A 20,123-nucleotide genomic window follows, 5' to 3' on the forward strand; every position below is an offset into this window, starting at 1 on the left:
TACCGCGCCAACGGGCGGTTAGCTCAGCTGGGAGAGCATCTCGTTTACACCGAGAGGGTCGGGGGTTCGAACCCCTCACCGCCCACCATTCCAAGCAGGTCTGCCGTGGCAGAAAATTTGATCCGGTGGATCAAATTTAAGCGCGGAATGCCCCGGCAGGGGCCTTCGCTTTCTTCGAGAGCTTCGGCTTGGCAAGCCAGTTGCCAGAGCGAAGGCGGTCTATTCCAGGATCGTGACCCGCGTAATAATGATCGGCGGATTGAGCCATTGGCTCTCGAAGCCATCCGGCGCGTTGTTATCGCCTGCGGGCGAAGCCCAGATGGTTTCCGCCGTAGCCATTCCATCAGTGACATAGCCAAACACAGCAAAGCCTTCACCGTCGGGATGGCGCCCGTTCGCGCCGGCGTCGAGAATCATGCCGTCCGTCATGACAATGAAAAACTCCGTTGTCGCCGTGCCGGGCTCGTCCCGCGCCATAGAGATGGCGCCGCGCCGATGGGTCAGTCCGGTCTGATTTGTACGCTCATGCACGATCGGTGTGGCACCCGGGAATCCATCAAAGCCGACGCCACCCTGGATCACATCGATGCGCGCTTCCGGCCGGTCATTGTCCTCGCGGACCGTGCGATAGAAGCGCCCGCCATTGAAGTGGCCGGCTTCCGCATGACGGATGAAATTGGCAACGGTAACCGGGGCGGCATCCGGATATAGCTCGACGGTTATATCGCCAGCGCTGGTCTCGATGATGGCCGTTCTCGTCGAGGGGGCTTCGCTGCCGGCGCACATCCCCAACGTCATCAGAATTCCCATCAATCGCAACATCACGCCTGCCTTCCTGATCGCATTAGGATGCGGATCGGCAGCACATGCAAGAGTGCACATTTCACACTGCAAACCTGCTTGACCCGCCGCGCGGGCTTGCGTAAACGTCGCGGCCTCCCGAGAGGGAAGGAATGGCCACGCGGGTGTAGCTCAGTTGGTTAGAGCGCCGGCCTGTCACGCCGGAGGCCGCGGGTTCGAGTCCCGTCACTCGCGCCATTTCCTTGAACAAAGAAAGCCGCCCTCCGGGGCGGCTTTTTTGTCTTGTGCGTCAGATGTCAGCAATAGGACTAACGCGCGCGGACCGGATTGCTTATGTGATTCTCGGGAATTGACCGGAGGAATGCAATGTCATCGAGAAAAACCGCTCTCGTGACCGGTGCCAATCGCGGCATCGGCCTGGCCATAGCCCGGGGCCTGTCGGCGGCCGGGCTGGATGTGATCGTCGGTGCCCGCAAGTTTGAAGACGCGCAGGCCGCTGCGGAGACATTTGGTGCGCGCGCCGTCCAGCTTGATGTTAGCAATGAGGACAGCATCGAGGCGGCGCTGGCCGAGGCCGGCCCGATTGATGTGCTGGTGAATAATGCCGGTGTGCTGTCGCAAGACCCGGTGCTGGAAAACCCCGAAGCCTTCGACCAGGCCATCGCGGTCATGCTGAAGGGCCCCTACGAGCTGATCCGCCGCCTGGCGCCCGGCATGGTGGAGCGCGGCTATGGCCGCATCGTCAATCTGTCATCGGAATGGGGATCATTTGCTTCCGGCCTGGGTGGCCCTGGCCCTTACGGGTTGGCGAAAGCGGCATTGAACGGGCTGACGATCGCCGCCGCGCGCGACCTGCCGGACAGTGTAAAGATCAACGCCATGTGCCCGGGCTGGGTGCAGACCCGTATGGGCGGGGCGGGCGCCACACTGACGCCGGAAGAGGGCGCGGATACCGCCATCTGGCTGGCGACGTTGCCGGATGATGGCCCGACCGGTGGCTTCTTTCAGGATCGCAAGCCACACGCCTGGTGAGCCCGAGGCCTTGGTCGCCGCATCCCCTGATTTCAGCTAGTCTTCCACTGGTGGGGATGATTCCCGCGAGCGGGAGAGGCGATGAGCGTCATCAAGAATTTCCTGAAATGGCTGGCAGGGCACTGGAAGTGGGGCCTGTTCCTTATTCTCGCCGGTGTGTTGGCCGCCATCATGACCGGCCGCATGACCATGGTTCAGTCGGTTCTCGATCAGGAGAGTTTCGCCTTCACCTTCGGAGAGACGCGGATCAGCGCCTGGGGTCTGCTGACGGCGATGATCGCGCTGGCGACCGTGTTCTGGATCGTCGGCATTCTGGTGCATTTCATCGACCAGCGTATCCGCGCACTGCCCAATCTGCGATCTTCAACCCGCACTCTGATTACCAACATTATCCGCATTATCCTCTATGTTCTGGCCTTCATCGTCGGCCTGGACATTGCCGGTGTGGATCTGACCGCACTGACCGTGTTTGGCGGCGCATTGGGTATTGGTCTGGGTTTCGGCCTGCAGAAGATCGCGTCCAATTTCGTCAGCGGCATCATCCTTTTAGCCGAGAATGCGATCGAGGAGGGCGATCTGATTGAATTGTCGGACGGCACGATGGGGTTCGTGCGCAAGTCCAGCGCCCGCTATATTCTTCTCGAGACCTTCGATGGCCGGGAAATCCTTGTTCCCAACGAGGACATGATTACGGGCAGAGTGATCAACTGGACGCTCAACAATACGCGCGGCCGCATCCAGATTGATGTCGGCGTGGCCTATGGCAGCGATCTGCACAAGGCGCAGGAAGTCATGCTGGAGGCGGCAAGAAGCCATCCCATGACCATCGAGGATCCGGCGCCGGTGTGCGTGATGACACGGTTCGGCGACAGCTCCATCGATTTCATGCTGTTGTTCTGGGTCGGCGATGTCGCGGCCGGGCGGATTGTACCGCAGAGCGAGGTGATGTTCGCAATCAATGACGGACTGAAAGCGGCTGGCATCACCATTCCATTCCCGCAGCGCGACGTGCATATGATCCCGCCGGAAAAGGCGGCTGAATGATGGTCGATCCTATCTATGCCTTCGATATATTGGCGGACGGGACCGGAAGGCACGTCACCAATGGTGACGTCGCGCCGGCGGCGGATGCCGCCTATCGCTGGACCCATTTCGATCTGCATTCCGAGGGTATGCTGGACTGGCTGTCGGCCGAGATTGATCCGGTTGTGGCCCTGTCGCTGACGCGTCAGGACACGCGCCCCAGCGTCCATGATCATGAAAACGGGCTGGTGATCGTCTTGCGCGGCGTCAATCTCAATCCCGAAAGCGATCCGGAAGACATGGTCTCCATCCGGATCTGGGTGCAGAAGGACCGCATCATATCCACGCGGATGCGGCGTCTGATGGCGATCGTCGCCATGCGCGAACGCATCGAATCCGGAAAAGCACCGGCCTCGCCAGCGGATTTTATCGCCACCCTGGCGGCGGGCCTGACCGAGCGCATGTTCCCGGTCGTGACCGAACTCTCCGATCATATTGATGATCTTGAAGAGCAAAGCATCAGCCGCGCCTCGGGACTGCGCACCGAGCTGGCGGATATCCGCCGGTCGACCATTGCCCTGCGCCGCTACATTTCACCCCAGCGTGATGCGCTGGCACGTCTGGCGACCGACCCGGGTGACTGGCTGGGCCGCAAGGCCCAGCTGCGCCTGCGCGAGATCGCCGATCAGGTGACACGCCTTGTCGAGGAACTGGATTCCATTCGTGACCGGTGTGGCATTTTGAATGATCAGCTGGCCGACCGCCGCGCCGAGGAAATGAACACCAACATGATGGTGCTCTCGGTAGTGGCGGCCATTTTCCTGCCGCTCGGCTTCCTGACCGGATTGCTGGGCATCAATGTCGGCGGCATGCCAGGGGCGGACAACCCGATCGCCTTCTACATTGTCTGCGGGCTTTGTGCGGCCATCGGCGGCGGGCTCACCTGGTATTTCCGCAAGAAGGGCTGGTTTTAGGCGATCTGCGGTTAAGCGCGGCATTGCTACGCTTTAACCGGAGGCGCGAGCCCCTATATGGTTGGTCTGACCCGTCGTTTGATAAAAGCGAGCCAACACGATGTCCGACGCCACAGCCTATACGCCGCCAAAAGTCTGGACGTGGGAGAAGGACGAGAACAATCGCTTCGCCAATATCAACCGGCCCATTGCCGGTGCGACGCATGACAAGGCATTACCGGTCGGCGAACATCCCCTCCAGCTTTATTCGCTGGCCACGCCCAATGGCGTGAAAGTCACCATATTGCTCGAGGAATTGCTGGCAAAGGGCCATGAAGGCGCCGAGTATGATGCCTGGCTGGTCGACATCAATTCCGGCGACCAGTTCGGCTCCGGCTTTGTCGAGATCAATCCCAATTCCAAGATCCCGGCCCTGGCCGATCACTCCGTGAAGCCGGTTCGGCGGGTCTTCGAGTCCGGTTCGATCCTGGTCTATCTCGCCGAAAAGTTCGGCGACTTCCTGCCAACTGATCCGGACAAGCGCACAGAGACGTTTAACTGGCTGTTCTGGCAAATGGGGTCCGCACCCATGCTGGGCGGTGGCTTTGGACACTTCTATTCCTACGCCAACGAGAAGCAGAAATACCCGATCGACCGCTATGCCATGGAAGTGAAGCGCCAGATGGACGTGCTCGACCGGCATCTGGCTGAAAACGAATTCATGATCGGTGAGGACTACACTATCGCCGATATGGCGGTTTTCCCCTGGTATGGCGCGATGGCCAAGGGCCTGCTCTATGACGCCGGGGAATTCCTGTCAGTGCACGAATACAAGAATGTCATCCGGTGGGCCGACCAGATATATGCGCGTGAGGCCGTGAAGCGGGGCCGCATGGTCAACCGCGCCTGGGGCGAGCCGTCCTCGCAATTGCGCGAACGGCACGCTGCCTCCGATTTCCAGAACCGGACCCAGGACAAGGTTGAAGAGGCCTCCTGAGGCCTAGTCGGGCAGGGCGCTGTCCTGCGATGGCCGATCCCACGGGCGCATCCACGAGCCGGACGGCCAGTAGAGATCAGCCTCTTCCTCGGTGACGGTGAGCGCCCGCTCCAGCACAACATCACGGCCGGCCATGAAGTCGTCGAAGCGTTCCGGGATGAGAATATCCGGATTGACCTGTATGCGATGATCACTGGTGTCGGTACCGGTATAAATCGCCGACGAGGATTCCGCATAAAAACCTGAATAGGGCAGGTCTATCCCGCTGTGATTCATGAAGATATTTGGCCGTCCGCCGGTTGGCTGGCCGATGACCAGCGGATTGGCGGCGATCTCCATCACGCCGGCAAAGACCGATCCGGCAGAAATGGTTTCGGGTCCAATCAGCAAAATGGTGCTGACAGTATCGCAGCAGAAAGGCCGCTGTCCGGACAGGAAGGCGAGGGGGAAGCCACGCTCGATCCATCCGCCCAGATTATAGCGGGCGTCGATGATGATGCGTTCCGGAGGCGTCTCCAGCGCGTTCAGCTCCGTGAACAAGGCCAGGGTGAAGTCAATAAAGCCCGGACCGTCTTCCGCATCTGATGAGGTGTTGAACTGGACATAGGCTGTTCGGCCATTGTCGATCAGCTCATACCAGTAATTCTCGTGCAGCCGCGTCCGCGACAGGGGCGTTGGAGCCACCGACAGACTATCCAGCGTGGTCCAGCCCTCCGGCCAGAAATAGGCTTCGCTGGTGCCGCCATCGATGACGTCGAGAAGGCCCGCGTCCACGGTTTCATCCAGATAGGCATGCGAGCGTTCGCCGGACGATGACGTCAGCTCGACCGCCACCCGCCCGGCCTCGTCCATCATGCCAAGATGCAGATAGGTGGCCGGCTGGATCAGCAGGTGTTCCACACTCCAGCTGTATTGGCGTGTCGGGTTGTCCGAGAAGGCATAGCGCGTCAGATCGCGCGCCAGCGTTTCGACGTCCTGGCCGCCAATGCCGACCACCCGCTGGCCGACCCAGTCCCGATAGGGATCATCGGCCGCCGAAACAAAGATGCCTTCCTCGAAGACCCGGAACCGGACCGGATAACTGGTCTGGAATCCCGGCGTGTCCTCGCCCGGATAGATCTGGACATGGGTGTCGAGCGCCATGGCCATCAGTTCGGCAAGGTCGAAATAGTGATCGACGCTTGTCGGTGGCGTTTCACTGGCCAGCAGACGGTCGCGCAAGGCTTCCCATTCCGCTTGCGAATGAAACCAGTAGGGATCGGGATGTGTCTCCGCGATCCGGTCATAGACGATCCGGATTTCCTCACGAGCCTGGTCGAGAGGGATCCGGGGTAGTTCTGCCTCGGAGAGCTGTAATGCTACGGAAGCAGCCAACATTTCTATCAGCATAATTCACTCCTAGGCCCCGCATGGCGCAACATGCGCTTCGGCGCTTGTCGCATGATGGATTCGGGATGAAGAAAAATTCACCTGCGGCCTACATTAGCCGGTTTTGAGAATGCGCTCCTGCAAACGATTCGCAACTAACGGAAAAACAATGGGTTAGATGGTGTTTTCACACAGAAAAAGCCGCCATTTCGCCTTGCGGGTAAAGTCGGCTCGCACTAGCTTCCGCCTCGATCGTGCGGGGGCATGTTGTCGGCCCATTTTCGCTGTCCAGCGACGGCCATGTCCCGCAAAACAGCTTATCGGGACGATCCGTCATGAATGCGCTTCTGCTCGAATACCTTCCGATCCTGATCTTTCTCGGACTTGCCGCCGGGCTGGGTATTATTTTCATGCTCGCCGCCTGGGTGCTGGCCCCGTCCAAGCCGGACCCGGAAAAGGTCTCGACCTATGAATGCGGTTTCGAGGCGTTCGACGATGCCCGCATGAAATTCGACGTGCGTTTTTACCTCGTCGCTATCCTCTTCATCATCTTCGATCTGGAAGTGGCCTTCCTCTTCCCCTGGGCGGTAACGCTCGGCGAGACCGGCGTGTTTGCGTTCTGGTCGATGATGATCTTCCTCGGCGTGCTGACCGTCGGCTTCATTTACGAGTGGAAAAAAGGCGCGCTGGAGTGGGAGTAGACCATGGCTGACAATACCATTCTTCCCGCGGGTGCTGCCGGCCGCGCCGCCACCCCGCATTATGATCCCAAGAAGCACGATCCCTTCTTTGACGGCGTTTCCGATGCGCTGGCGGACAAGGGTTTCGTCGTGGCGGCGGCTGACGACCTGATCACCTGGGCGCGCACCGGCTCGCTGATGTGGATGACTTTCGGTCTGGCCTGTTGCGCTGTTGAAATGATGCAGGCTTCGATGCCGCGTTATGACGTCGAGCGTTTCGGCTTTGCGCCGCGGGCCTCCCCGCGCCAGTCGGACGTGATGATCGTCGCCGGCACGCTCACCAACAAGATGGCCCCGGCTCTGCGCAAGGTTTACGACCAGATGCCGGAGCCACGCTATGTGATCTCGATGGGCTCGTGCGCCAATGGCGGCGGCTATTACCACTATTCCTATGCTGTGGTGCGCGGCTGTGACCGGATCGTTCCGGTCGATGTCTACGTGCCGGGCTGCCCGCCGACCGCTGAAGCGCTGGTCTATGGCATCCTGCAGCTGCAGAAGAAAATCCGCCGGGAAGGGTCGATCGAACGATGAGCGAGCGTTTGAAAGAACTCGGTGAGCACATCAGCGCCCAGCTGGATTCAGCGGTCCGTGAATGGTCGGTCGACCATGGCGAACTGACGATCATCATTCACCGCGACCGCGTGGAGGACGTGATCCGGTTCCTTCGCGATGACCGGGCCTGCCGGTTCACGACGCTGATCGATATTTGCGGCGTCGACTATCCGGAGCGCTCGGAGCGGTTCGAGGTGGTTTATCACCTCCTGTCCATGCAGCTGAACCACCGCATCCGCGTCAAAACATCCACTGATGAGGAAACGCCGGTCGCCACGATCAGTGAGATTTTCCCGGTCGCGAACTGGTTCGAGCGCGAAGCCTTCGACATGTATGGCATCGTTTTCGCCGATCACCCGGATCTGCGCCGCATCCTCACGGATTATGGCTTTAACGGCTATCCGCTGCGCAAGGATTTCCCGCTGACCGGTTATGTCGAAGTGCGGTGGGACGAGGAAGAAAAGCGCGTTGTCTACGAACCGGTGGAGCTGGTTCAGGAATACCGCGATTTCGATTTCCTTTCGCCATGGGAAGGCGCGAAATACGTGTTGCCGGGCGACGAGAAAGCCAAGGGAGAGGGCGCATGATGTCCGAACCCGTGAAAGGCAGCTGCCTGTGTGGCGCGGTGAAGTTCTCGGCTCCGCTGAAGAACGAGCATGTCGATGCCTGCCATTGTAGCCAGTGCCGGCAATGGGGTGGCGGACCGTTCATGAATGTGATGGCGGCTGAAGCGCCGGTTTTCGAGGATGACACCCATCTGGGCGTTTACGAGTCGTCGGACTGGGCCGAGCGCCTGTTCTGCAAGAATTGCGGTTCCTCGCTGATGTGGCGGATGAAAAGCAATCCGGACATGGTGGCCATTGCGGCCTTTGCCGTGCCGCTGTCAGAGCAAGCGGATTTCCGGCTCCAGGTGTTCACCGACTCCAAGCCGGCCTTCTATGACTTTGCCAATGAGACGCGCAAAATGACCGGTGCGGAGCTGACGGCGGCCTTCCAGAGCGGCGAGAGTGTCTCATGAGCGATATGATCTCGGAAAACCTCGAACAGCTCGACGAACGCAAGTTCACCATCAATTTCGGCCCGCAGCACCCGGCTGCGCACGGCGTTCTGCGCCTCGTGCTGGAGCTGGATGGCGAGATCGTCGATCGCGTTGATCCGCATATCGGCCTTCTGCACCGCGGCACCGAGAAGCTGCTCGAGCACAAGACCTATCTGCAGGGCATCGGCTATTTCGACCGCCTCGACTATGTCGCGCCGATGAACCAGGAACATGCCTTCTGCATGGCCGTGGAGAAACTGGCGGGCATTCCGGTGCCGAGACGCGCCGAATATATCCGCGTTCTCTATTGCGAGATCGGCCGCATCCTCTCGCACATGCTGAACGTCACCACGCAAGCGCTGGACGTTGGCGCGCTGACCCCGCCGGTCTGGGGCTTTGAAGAGCGCGAAAAGCTGATGGTGTTCTATGAGCGGGCCTCCGGCTCGCGTATGCACGCCCACTATTTCCGCCCTGGCGGCGTCCACCAGGATCTGCCGCCGGACCTGATCGAGGATATCGGTGAGTGGTGTGAACAATTCCCGCAAGCATTGGCGGATATCGATACGCTGCTGACGGAAAACCGCATCTTCAAGCAGCGCAATGTCGATATCGGCGTTGTGTCCAAGGAAGAGGCGCTGGCCTGGGGCTTCTCGGGCGTCATGGTGCGCGGCTCGGGCATGCCCTGGGATTTGCGCCGCGCTCAGCCCTATTCGGTCTATGACGAGCTGGAATTTAACATTCCCGTTGGCAAGAACGGCGATTGCTGGGACCGCTATCTGATCCGCATGGATGAGATGCTGGAATCCGTGAAGATCATGAAGCAGTGCGTGGAATGGTTGTCGCGGGCGGAAAACGCCGGCGAAGTCCTGCCGACCGATACCAAATTCGCACCGCCGCGCCGGGGTGAAATGAAGCAGTCCATGGAAGCGCTGATCCAGCACTTCAAGCTGTACACCGAAGGCGTCCACGTGCCGGAAGGCGAGGCCTATGCCGCCGTCGAAGCGCCCAAGGGCGAGTTCGGCGTCTATCTGGTCGCTGATGGCAGCAACAAGCCGTATCGCGTGAAAATCCGCGCGCCGGGCTTTGCCCACCTTGCGGCCATGGATCACATCAACCGCGGACACTTGCTGGCGGACGTTTCCGCCATTCTGGGTTCGCTGGATATCGTGTTCGGAGAGATCGACCGATGAGCGCTCGCAAGATCGCCCTTGAACAGCCGGAAAGCTTCTCGTTTTCAAAGCAAAGCGAGAAAGAGATAAAGTTCTGGATGAACAAGTATCCGGAGTCCAAGAAGGCCTCCGCCGTGATCCCCATGCTGTGGATCGCGCAAAAGCAGGAAGGCTGGGTGTCCGAACCGGCCATGCGCGAGATCGCCGACCGCCTGGGCATGCCGAAAATCCGGGTGATGGAGGTTGCGACCTTCTACACCATGTTCAATCTGGAGCCGGCCGGCGAGGTCTTCATCCAGGTCTGCGGCACCACGCCGTGCTGGCTGCGCGGCTCCGACGAGCTGAAGAAGCTGTGCGAGGACAAGATCGGCCCGCAGCGCCACGTCTCAGAAGACGGCAAGTTTTCCTGGCTGGAAGTGGAATGCCTCGGCGCCTGCGCCAATGCGCCCATGGTGCAGATCTCCACCAGGGACAGCGATCATTATTACGAGGATCTGACGCCGGAACGCCTGACCGTCGTCATGGAAGCCTTTGCCCGTGGTGAAACGCCCAAGCCGGGTTCACAGAATGGCCGCTCCTGCTCGGAAGCCGAAGGCGGCTCCTCCGCGCTGACCGACAAGTCGCTTTATGACGGCTCGCTGGCCAAGAAGATCAAGCTGCCCAATGCGGGCCCCAAGAAGGAAAAGGCCTGATCCATGGTTCAACTTCTTGAAGATAAAGACAGAATTTTCCTGAACCTGTTTGGCCGGGAAGATCCGGGTCTGGCCGCCGCCAAGAAGCGCGGCGCCTGGAATGCCACCAAGGACATGATCGACATGGGTCCGGAATGGATCGTTGATCAGGTCAAAGCGTCGGGCTTGCGCGGCCGCGGCGGCGCCGGTTTCCCGACCGGCCTGAAATGGTCGTTCATGCCCAAGGAAGTGGGCGCCCGCCCGCATTATCTGGTCGTCAATGCTGACGAATCCGAGCCGGGCACCTGCAAGGACCGCGAGATCATGCGCAATGATCCGCACCTGTTGGTCGAGGGCTGCCTGGTCGCGTCTTTCGCGATGCGCGCCCATGCCTGCTATATCTATATTCGCGGCGAATATGTCGACGAGCGGATCGCGCTCGAAAAAGCCATCAAGGAGGCCTATGAGGCCAAGCTGATCGGCAAGAACAATATCCATGGCTGGGATTTCGACTGCTACGTCCACCATGGCGCCGGCGCCTATATTTGCGGCGAGGAAACCGCGCTGCTGGAAAGCCTGGAAGGCAAGAAGGGCCAGCCGCGCCTGAAGCCGCCATTCCCGGCCAATGCCGGCCTTTATGGCTGTCCGACCACCGTCAACAATGTGGAATCCATTGCGGTTGCGCCGACCATTATCCGCCGCGGCGCAGAATGGTTTGCGGGCTTTGGCCGTCAGGGCAATACCGGCACCAAGGTGTTCTCGATCTCGGGCCATGTAAACAAGCCCTGTAATATCGAAGAGACCATGTCGATCCCGCTGAAAACCCTGATCGAAACCCATGCGGGCGGCGTTCGTGGTGGCTGGGAAAACCTGAAAGCGGTCATTCCGGGCGGCTCGTCCGTGCCGTGTCTGCCGGCTGATACCTGCCACGATATCCTGATGGATTTCGACGCGCTTCGGGATGAGAAGTCAGGGCTCGGAACGGCAGCGGTGATCGTGATGGACAAGTCCACCGACATCATCAAGGCGATCGCGCGCATCTCTTACTTCTACAAGCATGAAAGCTGCGGCCAGTGCACGCCGTGCCGCGAGGGCACGGGCTGGATGTGGCGCGTGCTGGAGAGGATGGCGCGCGGCGAAAGCTCGACCGACGAGATCGACAAGCTGCTCGATGTCGCCAGCCAGGTGGAAGGTCACACGATCTGCGCGCTTGGCGATGCCGCGGCCTGGCCGGTCCAGGGCCTGATCCGCCATTTCCGTCATGAAATCGAGGGCCGCATCAACGCCTATCGCGCCGGCAAGCCGGTCGCGGTTTCAGCGGTCGCAGCGGAGTAGGAGAGCATTATGTCTGACAATCTCCGCACCATCATCGTTGACGGCGAGGAAATCGACGTCCCGAACCATTACACGCTGCTGCAGGCGGCCGAGGCGGCGGGCAAGGAAATCCCGCGTTTCTGCTATCATGAGCGCCTGTCGGTCGCCGGCAATTGCCGCATGTGCCTGGTGGAGCTGGTCGGTGCGCCGAAACCGGCGGCGTCTTGCGCCATGAATGTCTCGGACATGCGCGGCGGGCCGAATGGCGAACCGCCGGCGATGAATACCGCTTCGCCCATGGTGAAGAAGGCGCGCGAAGGCGTGATGGAATTCCTGCTGATCAACCACCCGCTGGATTGCCCGATCTGCGATCAGGGCGGCGAGTGCGATTTGCAGGACCAGGCCATGGCCTATGGCCGTACCGGTACACGCTATACCGAGAACAAGCGCGCCGTCGAAGACAAGAATATGGGTCCACTGGTCAAGACCATCATGACCCGCTGCATTCAGTGCACGCGCTGTGTGCGTTTCGTCACCGAAGTCGCCGGCTCGCCGGAAATCGGCATGCTGAACCGCGGCGAGGATGCCGAGATCACGACTTATCTGGAAAGCAATATCCAGTCGGAATTGTCGGGCAATGTGATCGATCTCTGCCCGGTCGGCGCGCTGACCTCCAAGCCCTACGCCTATAATGCGCGCCCCTGGGAGCTGAAGAAGACCGAGACCATCGACGTCATGGACGCGATGGGTTCGTGGATCCGCGTCGACAGCCGCGGCCCGGGCGTTCTGCGGATTCTTCCGCGCACCAATGACGAGATCAACGAGGAGTGGATCTCCGACAAGACCCGCTTTGTCTGGGACGGGCTTCAACGCCAGCGTCTCGACAAGCCCTATGCGAAAAAAGACGGCAAGCTCGCGGCCATCAGCTGGGACGAAGCGCTTGGCATAGCTGCTGAAAAGCTGTCCGGTGATGCCGGCAAGATCGGCGTCATTTCCGGCGATTTGAACTCCGTTGAAGAACTGAAAGCTGCCAAGGACCTGTTCGGCGCGCTCGGTGTGACGTCGATTGACGGCCGCCAGGATGGCGCGCCTCTGGGCAGCGGTCCGCGTGAAAGCTGGCTGTTCAATTCCACGATTGCCGGTATCGACGAGGCGGACGCTATCCTGCTGGTCGGTACCGATCCCCGGCTGGAAGCACCGGTGCTGAATGCCCGCATCCGCCGGGCCTGGCTGGAGCGTAGCATTCCGGTAGGCGTGATCGGCGAGGTCGGTGATCTGACCTATCCGTTCGAGCAGGCCGGGACTGGCCCGAAAGAGCTGAAAGGCTTTGGTGGCAAGCGCTCCGGTTTCACCAAGACACTGAAAGACGCTGAAAAGCCGATGATTATCGTCGGAATGGGTGCTCTGGCCCGTGAAGACGGGGCTCAGGTGCTGCACGAAATCGGCGATCTGGCCAAAAAGGTCGGTGCGGTCAAAGACGGCTGGAACGGTTTCAACGTACTGCACACGGCTGCTTCGCGCGTCGGCGCGCTCGATCTCGGCTTTGTGCCGGGCGAAGGCGGCAAGTCGGCGGCGGAAATGCAGGCCGGTGGCATGGACACGGTTGTGCTGATGGGCGCGGACGAGATCGAGGGCGATTTCGGCGATGCCTTCGTCATCTATGTCGGCCATCACGGCGATCGCGGCGCACACCGCGCGGATCTGATCCTGCCGGGCGCTGCCTATACCGAAAAGCGCGGCATGTGGGCCAATATGGAAGGCCGCGTGCAGATGAATGCGCGCGCCGTCTTCCCGAAAGGCGAGGCCAAGGAAGACTGGGCGATTTTCCGTGCCCTGTCTGAACGTCTGGGCAAGACGCTGCCTTACAATTCGCTCGAAGAATTGCGCGAGCAGCTGATCGCTGATCACCCGGTGTTCGGTGGCATTGATCACGCACCCGGGCATGCCTCGGCAGCAGAATTCGACGTGGCCGCCATCGGCGAAGCGGGCGACATGGTTGCCGCGCCATTCCGGCCGGCTGTCACGGACTTCTATCTGACGAACGCCATAGCGCGCGCCTCGAAGACGATGGCGGAGTGCTCGGCAATGAAAGCGGCGCCGTCAGCGCTGGCCGCGGAGTAGGGGATAATGGCGAGATCCTTTCCACTGACGATTGGTGTCGGCCTGGCCCTCGGCGCGGGTCTTGGGACCGCTTTCGGGGCGGCTCTCGGCGCTGTTATGGGTGATGTCGCCACGGGTGTGGTGTTCGGCCCGGCGATCGGCTCCGGCGTTGGCCTGGTGGTCGCGATTGTCTTGTCGCAGGGCGGCGAAACGGCAGCAGGGGATGACAGGTAATGGGTCATTTCATCGAACAATACGGAGCCGTCCTCGGCACACTGATTGCGGTCGGCCAGATCCTGGCCTTCATGATCGTTTTGCTGATCGCGCTGGCCTTCCTGTTGCTGATGGACCGCAAGGTCTGGGCCGGTGTGCAGATGCGCAAGGGCCCGAACGTGGTGGGTGCTTTTGGCCTGCTGCAATCCTTCGCCGACTTCTTCAAGTTCGTGCTCAAGGAAATCGTCGTGCCGGCCGGGGCCGACCGCGTGCTTTTCCTTCTGGCACCGCTGATCACGCTTGTTCTGGCCTTTATCGGCTGGGCCGTTGTCCCGGTCGCACCGGGCTGGGTGATTGCCGATCTCAATGTCGGCATCCTCTACCTGTTCGCGATCTCATCGCTCGGTGTTTACGGCATCATCATCGGTGGCTGGGCCTCGAACTCGAAATATCCCTTCCTTGGCGCGCTGCGTTCGGCGGCGCAGATGATTTCCTATGAAGTCTCGATCGGCTTCATCATCGTTACGGTTCTGCTGTTTGCCGGTTCGATGAACCTCTCGGTCATCGTCGAGCAACAGGCTGGCGGATTCTGGAACTGGAACATGCTGGCGCTGCACACGCTGCCATTCCCGATGTTCCTGGTGATGATCCCGATGACGGTGATCTTCTTCATCTCCGCCCTGGCAGAAACCAACCGCCCGCCGTTTGACCTGCCGGAAGCGGAGTCCGAGCTCGTGGCCGGTTATCAGGTGGAATATTCCTCCACGCCGTACCTGCTGTTCATGATCGGCGAATACCTCAACATCGTTCTGATGTGCGCGATGTGCACCATCCTCTTCTTTGGTGGCTGGCATGCGCCGTTCGAATTCCTGAGCTTCCTGCCGCCCTTCTTCTGGTTCGCCGCGAAGATCGTCTTCTTCTTCTTCCTGTTCGCGATGGTGAAGGCCATCGTGCCGCGCTACCGCTATGACCAGCTGATGCGCCTTGGCTGGAAGATCTTCCTGCCGACCTCGCTGGCCGCTGTGGCGCTGGTGGGCGGCTACATCGCCTATTTCGGAGCTGCCTCATGAGCCGGATAGCCCAGACCATCCGCGGCGCGCTGCTGCTCGACTTCGTCGGCGCCTTCGTGCTGGCGATGCGCTACATGTTCCGCACCAAGGCGACGGTGAATTATCCCTTCGAAAAAGGCCCGCTCAGCCCGCGTTTCCGTGGTCAGCATGCGCTGCGCCGCTATCCCAACGGGGAAGAGCGCTGCATCGCCTGCAAGCTGTGCGAAGCGGTCTGCCCGGCGCAGGCCATCACCATCGAGGCTGAACCGCGCGAGGACGGATCGCGCCGCACCACGCGCTACGACATCGACATGGTGAAGTGCATCTATTGCGGCTACTGTCAGGAAGCCTGTCCTGTGGACGCGATTGTCGAGGGTCCGAATTTCGAGTTCGCTGCGGAAACCCGCGAAGAGCTCTTCTACGACAAGGAAAAACTGCTGGCGAATGGCGATCGGTGGGAACGCGAGATCGCGCGCAATCTGGAAATCGATGCGCCCTACCGCTAGGGCGCAAGCAAGACGAGACGGCTGATGCTGCAGGCAATAACATTCTGGGTTCTGGCGAGCGTGACGGTTCTGTCCGCTTTCTTCGTCGTATCCGCACGAAACCCGGTGCGGTCAGTCCTCTGGCTGATCCTGTCCTTCTTCTCGGCGGCAGGCCTGTTCGTGCTGCTGGGCGCGGAATTCCTCGCCATGCTGCTGATCGTTGTCTATGTCGGCGCGGTCGCGGTGCTTTTCCTGTTCGTCGTCATGATGCTGGATGTGGATTTCACCGAGCTGAAGCAAGGCTTCCTCAGCTATCTGCCCTTCGGCGGCCTGATCGCGGTGATCCTCGCCGCCGAACTGATACTTGTCGGTCAGTCCTGGGGCGAAGCGCAGGTCACGGCCATGAACACCGCAAGCGCGACGCCGGCGGATGTCTCGAATGTCGAGGCGCTCGGCATGCTGCTCTATGACGATTACGCCTATTTCTTTCAGGCGGCGGGCCTGATCCTGCTGGTCGCGATGATTGGCGCGATCGTGCTGACCCTGCAGCACAAGCCGCATGTAAAGCGTCAGAATATTGCCGTTCAGGTCGGCCGCGACCGCAAGACGGCTGTCACAATGCATGATGTCAAACCCGGAGAGGGGCTGGGCGAATGATGGAAATCGGCCTTTCGCACTATCTCGCCGTTTCGGCGATCCTGTTCACCATCGGTGTCTTCGGGATCTTCGTGAACCGCAAGAATGTCATCATCCTCCTGATGTCGGTCGAGCTGCTGCTGCTCGCCGTGAACATCAATCTCGTGGCGTTTTCCTCCTATCTCGGTGATCTGGCCGGGCAGGTCTTCGCCATGTTCGTTCTGACGGTGGCCGCCGCGGAAGCCGCGATCGGCCTCGCCATTCTTGTCGTCTTCTTCCGCAACCGGGGTGATATCTCGGTTGAGGGCGTCAATCTGATGAAGGGCTAGGCGATATGGCTCCGATACTCATCGTCTTCGGCCCGCTTGTGGGCTCTGTTATCGCCGGACTGTTCCAGCGCTTTATCGGTGATCGCGCCGCCATGACGCTAACAACGGGGCTGCTGATCCTGTCGGCGCTTCTGTCAGCCTGGACCTTCTACGACGTCATTTTCGCGGAAAATGCCCGCACCATTCCACTCGCGACGTGGATGAGCATTGGTGACTTCCAGGCGACCTGGGCCCTGCGTCTGGACCCGCTGTCCGCGGTGATGCTGGTGGTTGTGACCAGCGTGTCTTCGCTCGTTCACGTCTATTCCTGGGGCTATATGAGCGACGATCCACACCGGGCGCGCTTCTTCAGCTATCTCTCGCTCTTCACCTTCGCCATGCTGATGCTGGTGACCGCCGACGACTTCCTCCAGCTCTTCTTCGGCTGGGAAGGCGTGGGGCTGGCCTCCTATCTGCTGATCGGCTTCTGGTACAAGAAGAAGTCGGCCAACGATGCCGCCATCAAGGCTTTCGTCACCAACCGCGTTGGCGATTTCGGCTTTGCGCTCGGTATCATGGCCGTGTTCGCGATCTTCGGTTCGATCAGCTTTGACGCCGTCTTCAACGATGTGGAAGGCATGGCCGCGCTGACCTGGTCCTTCCTCGGTATGGAATTCAACGCGATCGAGCTGGTAGCCTTCCTGCTGTTCATTGGCGCGATGGGCAAATCCGCCCAGTTCTTCCTCCATGTCTGGCTGCCGGACGCGATGGAAGGCCCGACGCCGGTCTCCGCGCTGATCCACGCGGCCACAATGGTGACAGCCGGTGTCTTCCTCGTCTGCCGCTGTTATCCGCTGTTCGAAGCGGCCCCTGCGGCCTCGGCCTTCGTGACGGTGATCGGGGCGACCACGGCGCTGTTCGCAGCCACGGTCGGCCTGGCGCAGAACGACATCAAGCGCGTCATTGCCTATTCAACCTGTTCGCAGCTGGGCTACATGTTCTTTGCTGCCGGCCTGGGGCTCTACTCTGCCGCCATGTTCCACCTGTTCACGCACGCCTTCTTCAAGGCGCTGCTCTTCCTCGGTGCCGGTTCGGTCATTCACGGCCTCCACCATGAGCAGGACATGCGCAAGATGGGCGGTACCTACAAGGCGCTGCCGTTGACCTGGATGCTGATGATCATCGGCACGCTGGCGCTGACCGGTGTCGGCATTCCGGTGCTCGGCTGGGGTTTTGCCGGCTTCTTCTCGAAGGACATGATCATCGAGGAAGCCTTCATGATGGGGCAGGAAGGGCTGCCGTTCGGCATGGCCGCCTTCTGGGTCGGTGTGATCGCTGCGGGCCTCACCAGCTTCTATTCCTGGCGTCTGATCTTCATGACCTTCCACGGCAAGTTCCGGGGCGAGAAAGAAGTGATTGACCATGCCCATGAAAGTCCGCGGGTGATGATGATCCCGCTGGTCCTGCTGGCGATCGGTGCAGTCTTTGCCGGTGCGGCGTTCAAGGACCAGTTTGTCGGCCGTCACGCCTTCACCTTCTGGGAGGATTCCCTGCCGGCCGGTCCATACGCCGAAGGCAATTACGGTGAATACTACGCCCGGTCACAGGCTGGAGAGGCCATGGACGATCATGGTGCCGCCGCAGCCGACACATACGCAGACGAAGCGCATGAGGGTGATCATGGCGCGCCGTCCGAAGCCGCCTCGCACGGCGAGGATGCGGCGCACGGCGCCGAAGAAGATCATGGCGAGGGCGAACATCATGGTCATCATCCGCCGGACTGGGTGCTGTGGACGCCGCTGACGGTGACGATCATCGGCTTTGTGCTCGCCTGGATCTTCTATATCCGCTTTGCCGGTTTCGGGGCGCGTCTGGCGTCCCGCGAGGGTCCGCTGCACCGCTTCCTGTTGAACAAGTGGTATTTCGACGAGATCTACAATTTCATCTTCGTACGCGGTGCGCGTGCCCTGGGTGATCTGTTCTGGAAGATTGGCGACATGCGCATTATCGACGGGTTCGGACCGAACGGTTTTGCGGCGTCGGCGATGGCAGCTGCGCGCCGCCTGTCCAAGGCGCAATCGGGTTATCTCTATCACTATGCCTTTGTCATGCTGATCGGAGTGGTGGCACTCACGCTCTGGGCCATGATGGGCGCGGGAGGCGAATAGATGTTGTTGTCCGCCGTAACCTTCGCGCCGCTCGCCGGTGCCCTCGTCATCACGCTGTTCAAGATGTTCTCGCGTGCCGAGGACTCGGCCTTCATCGAGAAGAACGCCCGCGGTGTGGCGCTGCTGACCACGCTGGTCACCTTCGCCCTGTCGATCGTGGTGATGATGCGCTTCGATGCCTCCAATCCCGGCTTCCAGCTGGTGGAAGAGGTCAACTGGTTTTCGGATTTCGGCATGGGCTATCGCATGGGCGTGGACGGGCTGTCCGTCCTGTTTGTCCTGCTGACCGCCTTCCTGATGCCGATCTCGATCCTGGCCAGCTGGAAGATCGAAAAGCGCGTTGCTGACTACATGATCGCCTTCCTGGTGCTGGAAACGCTGATGATTGGCGTCTTCTGTGCGCTGGACATGGTGCTGTTCTACGTCTTCTTCGAAGGCGGTCTGATCCCGATGTTCCTGATCATCGGTGTCTGGGGTGGTGCCAACCGCGTCTATGCGGCCTTCAAATTCTTCCTCTACACGCTGCTCGGCTCGGTGCTGATGCTGGTCGCCATGGTCTTCATGTTCCAGCAGGCCGGTACGACCGACATCACCGTCCTGCTCGAGCATGATTTCGCGGCGAATATCCAGACCTGGCTGTGGCTCGCCTTCTTTGCCTCCTTCGCGGTGAAGATGCCGATGTGGCCGGTTCACACCTGGTTGCCGGACGCCCACGTTCAGGCGCCGACCGCCGGTTCGGTTATCCTGGCAGGTGTTCTCCTGAAGATGGGGGGCTACGGATTCCTGCGTTTCTCGCTGCCCATGTTCCCGGATGCCAGCGCCTATTTCACGCCGCTGGTCTTCGTCCTGTCGGTAATCGCGATCATCTACACCTCGCTGGTGGCGTTCCGTCAGACCGACATCAAGAAGCTGATTGCCTATTCGTCCGTGGCGCATATGGGCCTGGTGACGATGGGCCTGTTCGCCATGACCGAGCTGGGCGTGCAGGGCGCCATTTTCCAGATGATCTCGCACGGCGTGATCTCCGGTGCGCTCTTCCTCGCCGTGGGTGTCATTTATGACCGCATGCACACGCGGGAAATCGCCTTCTACGGCGGTCTCGTGCACCGCATGCCAGTCTATGCAGCGGTTCTCGCACTCTTCACCATGGCCAATGTCGGCTTGCCGGGAACGTCCGGCTTCGTTGGCGAGATCATGGCGATGGCGGGGACCTTCCAGGTCTCGACCTGGGCCGCAGCCGGTGCAGCTGTCGGTGTCATCCTGTCGGCCGTCTACATGCTGAACGCCTACAAGGCGCTGGTGCTGGGCGACATGACCAATCCGAAGCTGGAAGCCATCAACGACATGAATGTCCGCGAATGGGCGATCTTCATGCCGCTCATCATCGCCACGCTGGTGCTGGGCTTCTTCTCAACGCTGATCACCGATGTCACCGCGGCCTCGGTCGAACAGCTGATCTCGAATTATCAGGCGGCAATTGCCGCCAGCGCGCAGTAGAGGCTGGC

General features: G+C 60.5%; 21 protein-coding genes and 2 tRNA genes. 21 read left to right on the plus strand and 2 right to left on the minus strand.

Annotated features, from left to right (window positions below; all coding sequences use genetic code 11):
- Nucleotides 1-12: 12 nt before the first annotated feature.
- A tRNA-Val gene (locus tag V0U79_RS00645) sits at nucleotides 13-88 on the plus strand.
- A 131-nt stretch (nucleotides 89-219) separates the two neighbouring features.
- Here V0U79_RS00645 and V0U79_RS00650 read toward each other — a convergent pair.
- A complete protein-coding gene (locus tag V0U79_RS00650) occupies nucleotides 220-822 on the minus strand; it encodes a peptidylprolyl isomerase (protein WP_330197880.1) in 603 nt (200 codons plus the stop codon).
- Nucleotides 823-961: 139 nt separating this feature from the next.
- Here V0U79_RS00650 and V0U79_RS00655 point away from each other — a divergent pair.
- From V0U79_RS00655 to yghU, 5 genes are all read left to right on the plus strand, one after another.
- A tRNA-Asp gene (locus V0U79_RS00655) sits at nucleotides 962-1,038 on the plus strand.
- A gap of 129 nt (nucleotides 1,039-1,167) precedes the next feature.
- Nucleotides 1,168-1,833 (plus strand): SDR family NAD(P)-dependent oxidoreductase, encoded by a 666-nt coding sequence (locus V0U79_RS00660; RefSeq protein WP_330197527.1) that lies wholly within the window; start codon nucleotides 1,168-1,170, stop codon nucleotides 1,831-1,833.
- 81 nt (nucleotides 1,834-1,914) lie between these two features.
- Complete coding sequence (locus tag V0U79_RS00665; protein ID WP_330197528.1) at nucleotides 1,915-2,877, plus strand: mechanosensitive ion channel family protein; 963 nt, start codon at nucleotides 1,915-1,917, stop codon at nucleotides 2,875-2,877.
- Nucleotides 2,874-3,830: a zinc transporter ZntB gene (locus tag V0U79_RS00670; protein ID WP_330197529.1), complete on the plus strand. Its 957-nt coding sequence runs from the start codon at nucleotides 2,874-2,876 to the stop codon at nucleotides 3,828-3,830. Before V0U79_RS00665 ends, V0U79_RS00670 begins: the two co-directional genes overlap by 4 nt.
- A 100-nt stretch (nucleotides 3,831-3,930) precedes the next feature.
- Nucleotides 3,931-4,806: a glutathione-dependent disulfide-bond oxidoreductase gene (gene yghU / locus V0U79_RS00675; RefSeq protein WP_330197530.1), complete on the plus strand. Its 876-nt coding sequence runs from the start codon at nucleotides 3,931-3,933 to the stop codon at nucleotides 4,804-4,806.
- 3 nt (nucleotides 4,807-4,809) lie between these two features.
- Here yghU and V0U79_RS00680 read toward each other — a convergent pair whose 3' ends face one another.
- Entirely contained in the window at nucleotides 4,810-6,195 is a 1,386-nt protein-coding gene (locus tag V0U79_RS00680; protein WP_330197531.1) for a S41 family peptidase, read from the minus strand.
- Between the two features lie 314 nt (nucleotides 6,196-6,509).
- On the opposite strand from V0U79_RS00680, the gene V0U79_RS00685 reads away from it, so the two are divergent.
- From V0U79_RS00685 to V0U79_RS00755, 15 genes are read left to right on the plus strand one after another with little or no spacing between them, the layout of a single operon-like run.
- Nucleotides 6,510-6,875: an NADH-quinone oxidoreductase subunit A gene (locus V0U79_RS00685; protein ID WP_330197532.1), complete on the plus strand. Its 366-nt coding sequence runs from the start codon at nucleotides 6,510-6,512 to the stop codon at nucleotides 6,873-6,875.
- 3 nt (nucleotides 6,876-6,878) lie between these two features.
- Nucleotides 6,879-7,445, plus strand: coding sequence for a NuoB/complex I 20 kDa subunit family protein (locus tag V0U79_RS00690; RefSeq protein WP_330197533.1), 567 nt, complete (start codon nucleotides 6,879-6,881; stop codon nucleotides 7,443-7,445).
- Entirely contained in the window at nucleotides 7,442-8,053 is a 612-nt protein-coding gene (locus V0U79_RS00695; protein WP_330197534.1) for an NADH-quinone oxidoreductase subunit C, read from the plus strand. Before V0U79_RS00690 ends, V0U79_RS00695 begins: the two co-directional genes overlap by 4 nt.
- The gene (locus V0U79_RS00700; protein ID WP_330197535.1) at nucleotides 8,050-8,484 is read left to right on the plus strand and encodes a GFA family protein; all 435 of its coding nucleotides are present in this window, start codon (nucleotides 8,050-8,052) and stop codon (nucleotides 8,482-8,484) included. The genes V0U79_RS00695 and V0U79_RS00700 overlap by 4 nt, the downstream gene beginning before the upstream one ends.
- 5 nt (nucleotides 8,485-8,489) lie before the next feature.
- Entirely contained in the window at nucleotides 8,490-9,695 is a 1,206-nt protein-coding gene (locus tag V0U79_RS00705) for an NADH-quinone oxidoreductase subunit D (protein ID WP_373696421.1), read from the plus strand.
- A complete protein-coding gene (gene nuoE, locus V0U79_RS00710; RefSeq protein WP_330197537.1) occupies nucleotides 9,692-10,366 on the plus strand; it encodes an NADH-quinone oxidoreductase subunit NuoE in 675 nt (224 codons plus the stop codon). Before V0U79_RS00705 ends, nuoE begins: the two co-directional genes overlap by 4 nt.
- 3 nt (nucleotides 10,367-10,369) lie before the next feature.
- Nucleotides 10,370-11,680: an NADH-quinone oxidoreductase subunit NuoF gene (gene nuoF, locus V0U79_RS00715; RefSeq protein ID WP_330197538.1), complete on the plus strand. Its 1,311-nt coding sequence runs from the start codon at nucleotides 10,370-10,372 to the stop codon at nucleotides 11,678-11,680.
- A 9-nt stretch (nucleotides 11,681-11,689) separates the two neighbouring features.
- Entirely contained in the window at nucleotides 11,690-13,780 is a 2,091-nt protein-coding gene (gene nuoG, locus V0U79_RS00720; RefSeq protein ID WP_330197539.1) for an NADH-quinone oxidoreductase subunit NuoG, read from the plus strand.
- Between the two features lie 6 nt (nucleotides 13,781-13,786).
- Nucleotides 13,787-13,993, plus strand: a complete 207-nt coding sequence (locus tag V0U79_RS00725; protein WP_330197540.1) for a hypothetical protein — start codon at nucleotides 13,787-13,789, stop codon at nucleotides 13,991-13,993.
- Complete coding sequence (gene nuoH, locus V0U79_RS00730; protein ID WP_330197541.1) at nucleotides 13,993-15,042, plus strand: NADH-quinone oxidoreductase subunit NuoH; 1,050 nt, start codon at nucleotides 13,993-13,995, stop codon at nucleotides 15,040-15,042. Before V0U79_RS00725 ends, nuoH begins: the two co-directional genes overlap by 1 nt.
- The gene (gene nuoI, locus V0U79_RS00735) at nucleotides 15,039-15,527 is read left to right on the plus strand and encodes an NADH-quinone oxidoreductase subunit NuoI (RefSeq protein ID WP_330197542.1); all 489 of its coding nucleotides are present in this window, start codon (nucleotides 15,039-15,041) and stop codon (nucleotides 15,525-15,527) included. The genes nuoH and nuoI overlap by 4 nt, the downstream gene beginning before the upstream one ends.
- 24 nt (nucleotides 15,528-15,551) lie before the next feature.
- On the plus strand, nucleotides 15,552-16,163 hold the full coding sequence (locus V0U79_RS00740) for an NADH-quinone oxidoreductase subunit J (RefSeq protein WP_330197543.1): 612 nt from the start codon (nucleotides 15,552-15,554) through the stop codon (nucleotides 16,161-16,163).
- Entirely contained in the window at nucleotides 16,163-16,471 is a 309-nt protein-coding gene (nuoK, locus tag V0U79_RS00745) for an NADH-quinone oxidoreductase subunit NuoK (protein WP_330197881.1), read from the plus strand. The genes V0U79_RS00740 and nuoK overlap by 1 nt, the downstream gene beginning before the upstream one ends.
- Before the next feature lie 5 nt (nucleotides 16,472-16,476).
- A complete protein-coding gene (gene nuoL / locus V0U79_RS00750) occupies nucleotides 16,477-18,618 on the plus strand; it encodes an NADH-quinone oxidoreductase subunit L (protein WP_330197544.1) in 2,142 nt (713 codons plus the stop codon).
- Complete coding sequence (locus V0U79_RS00755) at nucleotides 18,619-20,115, plus strand: NADH-quinone oxidoreductase subunit M (RefSeq protein WP_330197545.1); 1,497 nt, start codon at nucleotides 18,619-18,621, stop codon at nucleotides 20,113-20,115.
- Nucleotides 20,116-20,123 lie beyond the last annotated feature (8 nt).

It is taken from the genome of Hyphobacterium lacteum (genome assembly GCF_036330345.1).
In the GTDB taxonomy this organism is placed as follows: domain Bacteria; phylum Pseudomonadota; class Alphaproteobacteria; order Caulobacterales; family Maricaulaceae; genus Hyphobacterium; species Hyphobacterium lacteum.

What these genes read in the sequence shown, in the direction of transcription:
- V0U79_RS00650 (WP_330197880.1), bottom strand. Translation starts at nt 822, where the DNA reads ATGTTGCGATTGATGGGAATTCTGATGACGTTGGGGATGTGCGCCGGC.
- V0U79_RS00660 (WP_330197527.1), top strand. Translation starts at nt 1,168, where the DNA reads ATGTCATCGAGAAAAACCGCTCTCGTGACCGGTGCCAATCGCGGCATC.
- V0U79_RS00665 (WP_330197528.1), top strand. Translation starts at nt 1,915, where the DNA reads ATGAGCGTCATCAAGAATTTCCTGAAATGGCTGGCAGGGCACTGGAAG.
- V0U79_RS00670 (WP_330197529.1), top strand. Translation starts at nt 2,874, where the DNA reads ATGATGGTCGATCCTATCTATGCCTTCGATATATTGGCGGACGGGACC.
- yghU (WP_330197530.1), top strand. Translation starts at nt 3,931, where the DNA reads ATGTCCGACGCCACAGCCTATACGCCGCCAAAAGTCTGGACGTGGGAG.
- V0U79_RS00680 (WP_330197531.1), bottom strand. Translation starts at nt 6,195, where the DNA reads ATGCTGATAGAAATGTTGGCTGCTTCCGTAGCATTACAGCTCTCCGAG.
- V0U79_RS00685 (WP_330197532.1), top strand. Translation starts at nt 6,510, where the DNA reads ATGAATGCGCTTCTGCTCGAATACCTTCCGATCCTGATCTTTCTCGGA.
- V0U79_RS00690 (WP_330197533.1), top strand. Translation starts at nt 6,879, where the DNA reads ATGGCTGACAATACCATTCTTCCCGCGGGTGCTGCCGGCCGCGCCGCC.
- V0U79_RS00695 (WP_330197534.1), top strand. Translation starts at nt 7,442, where the DNA reads ATGAGCGAGCGTTTGAAAGAACTCGGTGAGCACATCAGCGCCCAGCTG.
- V0U79_RS00700 (WP_330197535.1), top strand. Translation starts at nt 8,050, where the DNA reads ATGATGTCCGAACCCGTGAAAGGCAGCTGCCTGTGTGGCGCGGTGAAG.
- V0U79_RS00705 (WP_373696421.1), top strand. Translation starts at nt 8,490, where the DNA reads ATGATCTCGGAAAACCTCGAACAGCTCGACGAACGCAAGTTCACCATC.
- nuoE (WP_330197537.1), top strand. Translation starts at nt 9,692, where the DNA reads ATGAGCGCTCGCAAGATCGCCCTTGAACAGCCGGAAAGCTTCTCGTTT.
- nuoF (WP_330197538.1), top strand. Translation starts at nt 10,370, where the DNA reads ATGGTTCAACTTCTTGAAGATAAAGACAGAATTTTCCTGAACCTGTTT.
- nuoG (WP_330197539.1), top strand. Translation starts at nt 11,690, where the DNA reads ATGTCTGACAATCTCCGCACCATCATCGTTGACGGCGAGGAAATCGAC.
- V0U79_RS00725 (WP_330197540.1), top strand. Translation starts at nt 13,787, where the DNA reads ATGGCGAGATCCTTTCCACTGACGATTGGTGTCGGCCTGGCCCTCGGC.
- nuoH (WP_330197541.1), top strand. Translation starts at nt 13,993, where the DNA reads ATGGGTCATTTCATCGAACAATACGGAGCCGTCCTCGGCACACTGATT.
- nuoI (WP_330197542.1), top strand. Translation starts at nt 15,039, where the DNA reads ATGAGCCGGATAGCCCAGACCATCCGCGGCGCGCTGCTGCTCGACTTC.
- V0U79_RS00740 (WP_330197543.1), top strand. Translation starts at nt 15,552, where the DNA reads ATGCTGCAGGCAATAACATTCTGGGTTCTGGCGAGCGTGACGGTTCTG.
- nuoK (WP_330197881.1), top strand. Translation starts at nt 16,163, where the DNA reads ATGGAAATCGGCCTTTCGCACTATCTCGCCGTTTCGGCGATCCTGTTC.
- nuoL (WP_330197544.1), top strand. Translation starts at nt 16,477, where the DNA reads ATGGCTCCGATACTCATCGTCTTCGGCCCGCTTGTGGGCTCTGTTATC.
- V0U79_RS00755 (WP_330197545.1), top strand. Translation starts at nt 18,619, where the DNA reads ATGTTGTTGTCCGCCGTAACCTTCGCGCCGCTCGCCGGTGCCCTCGTC.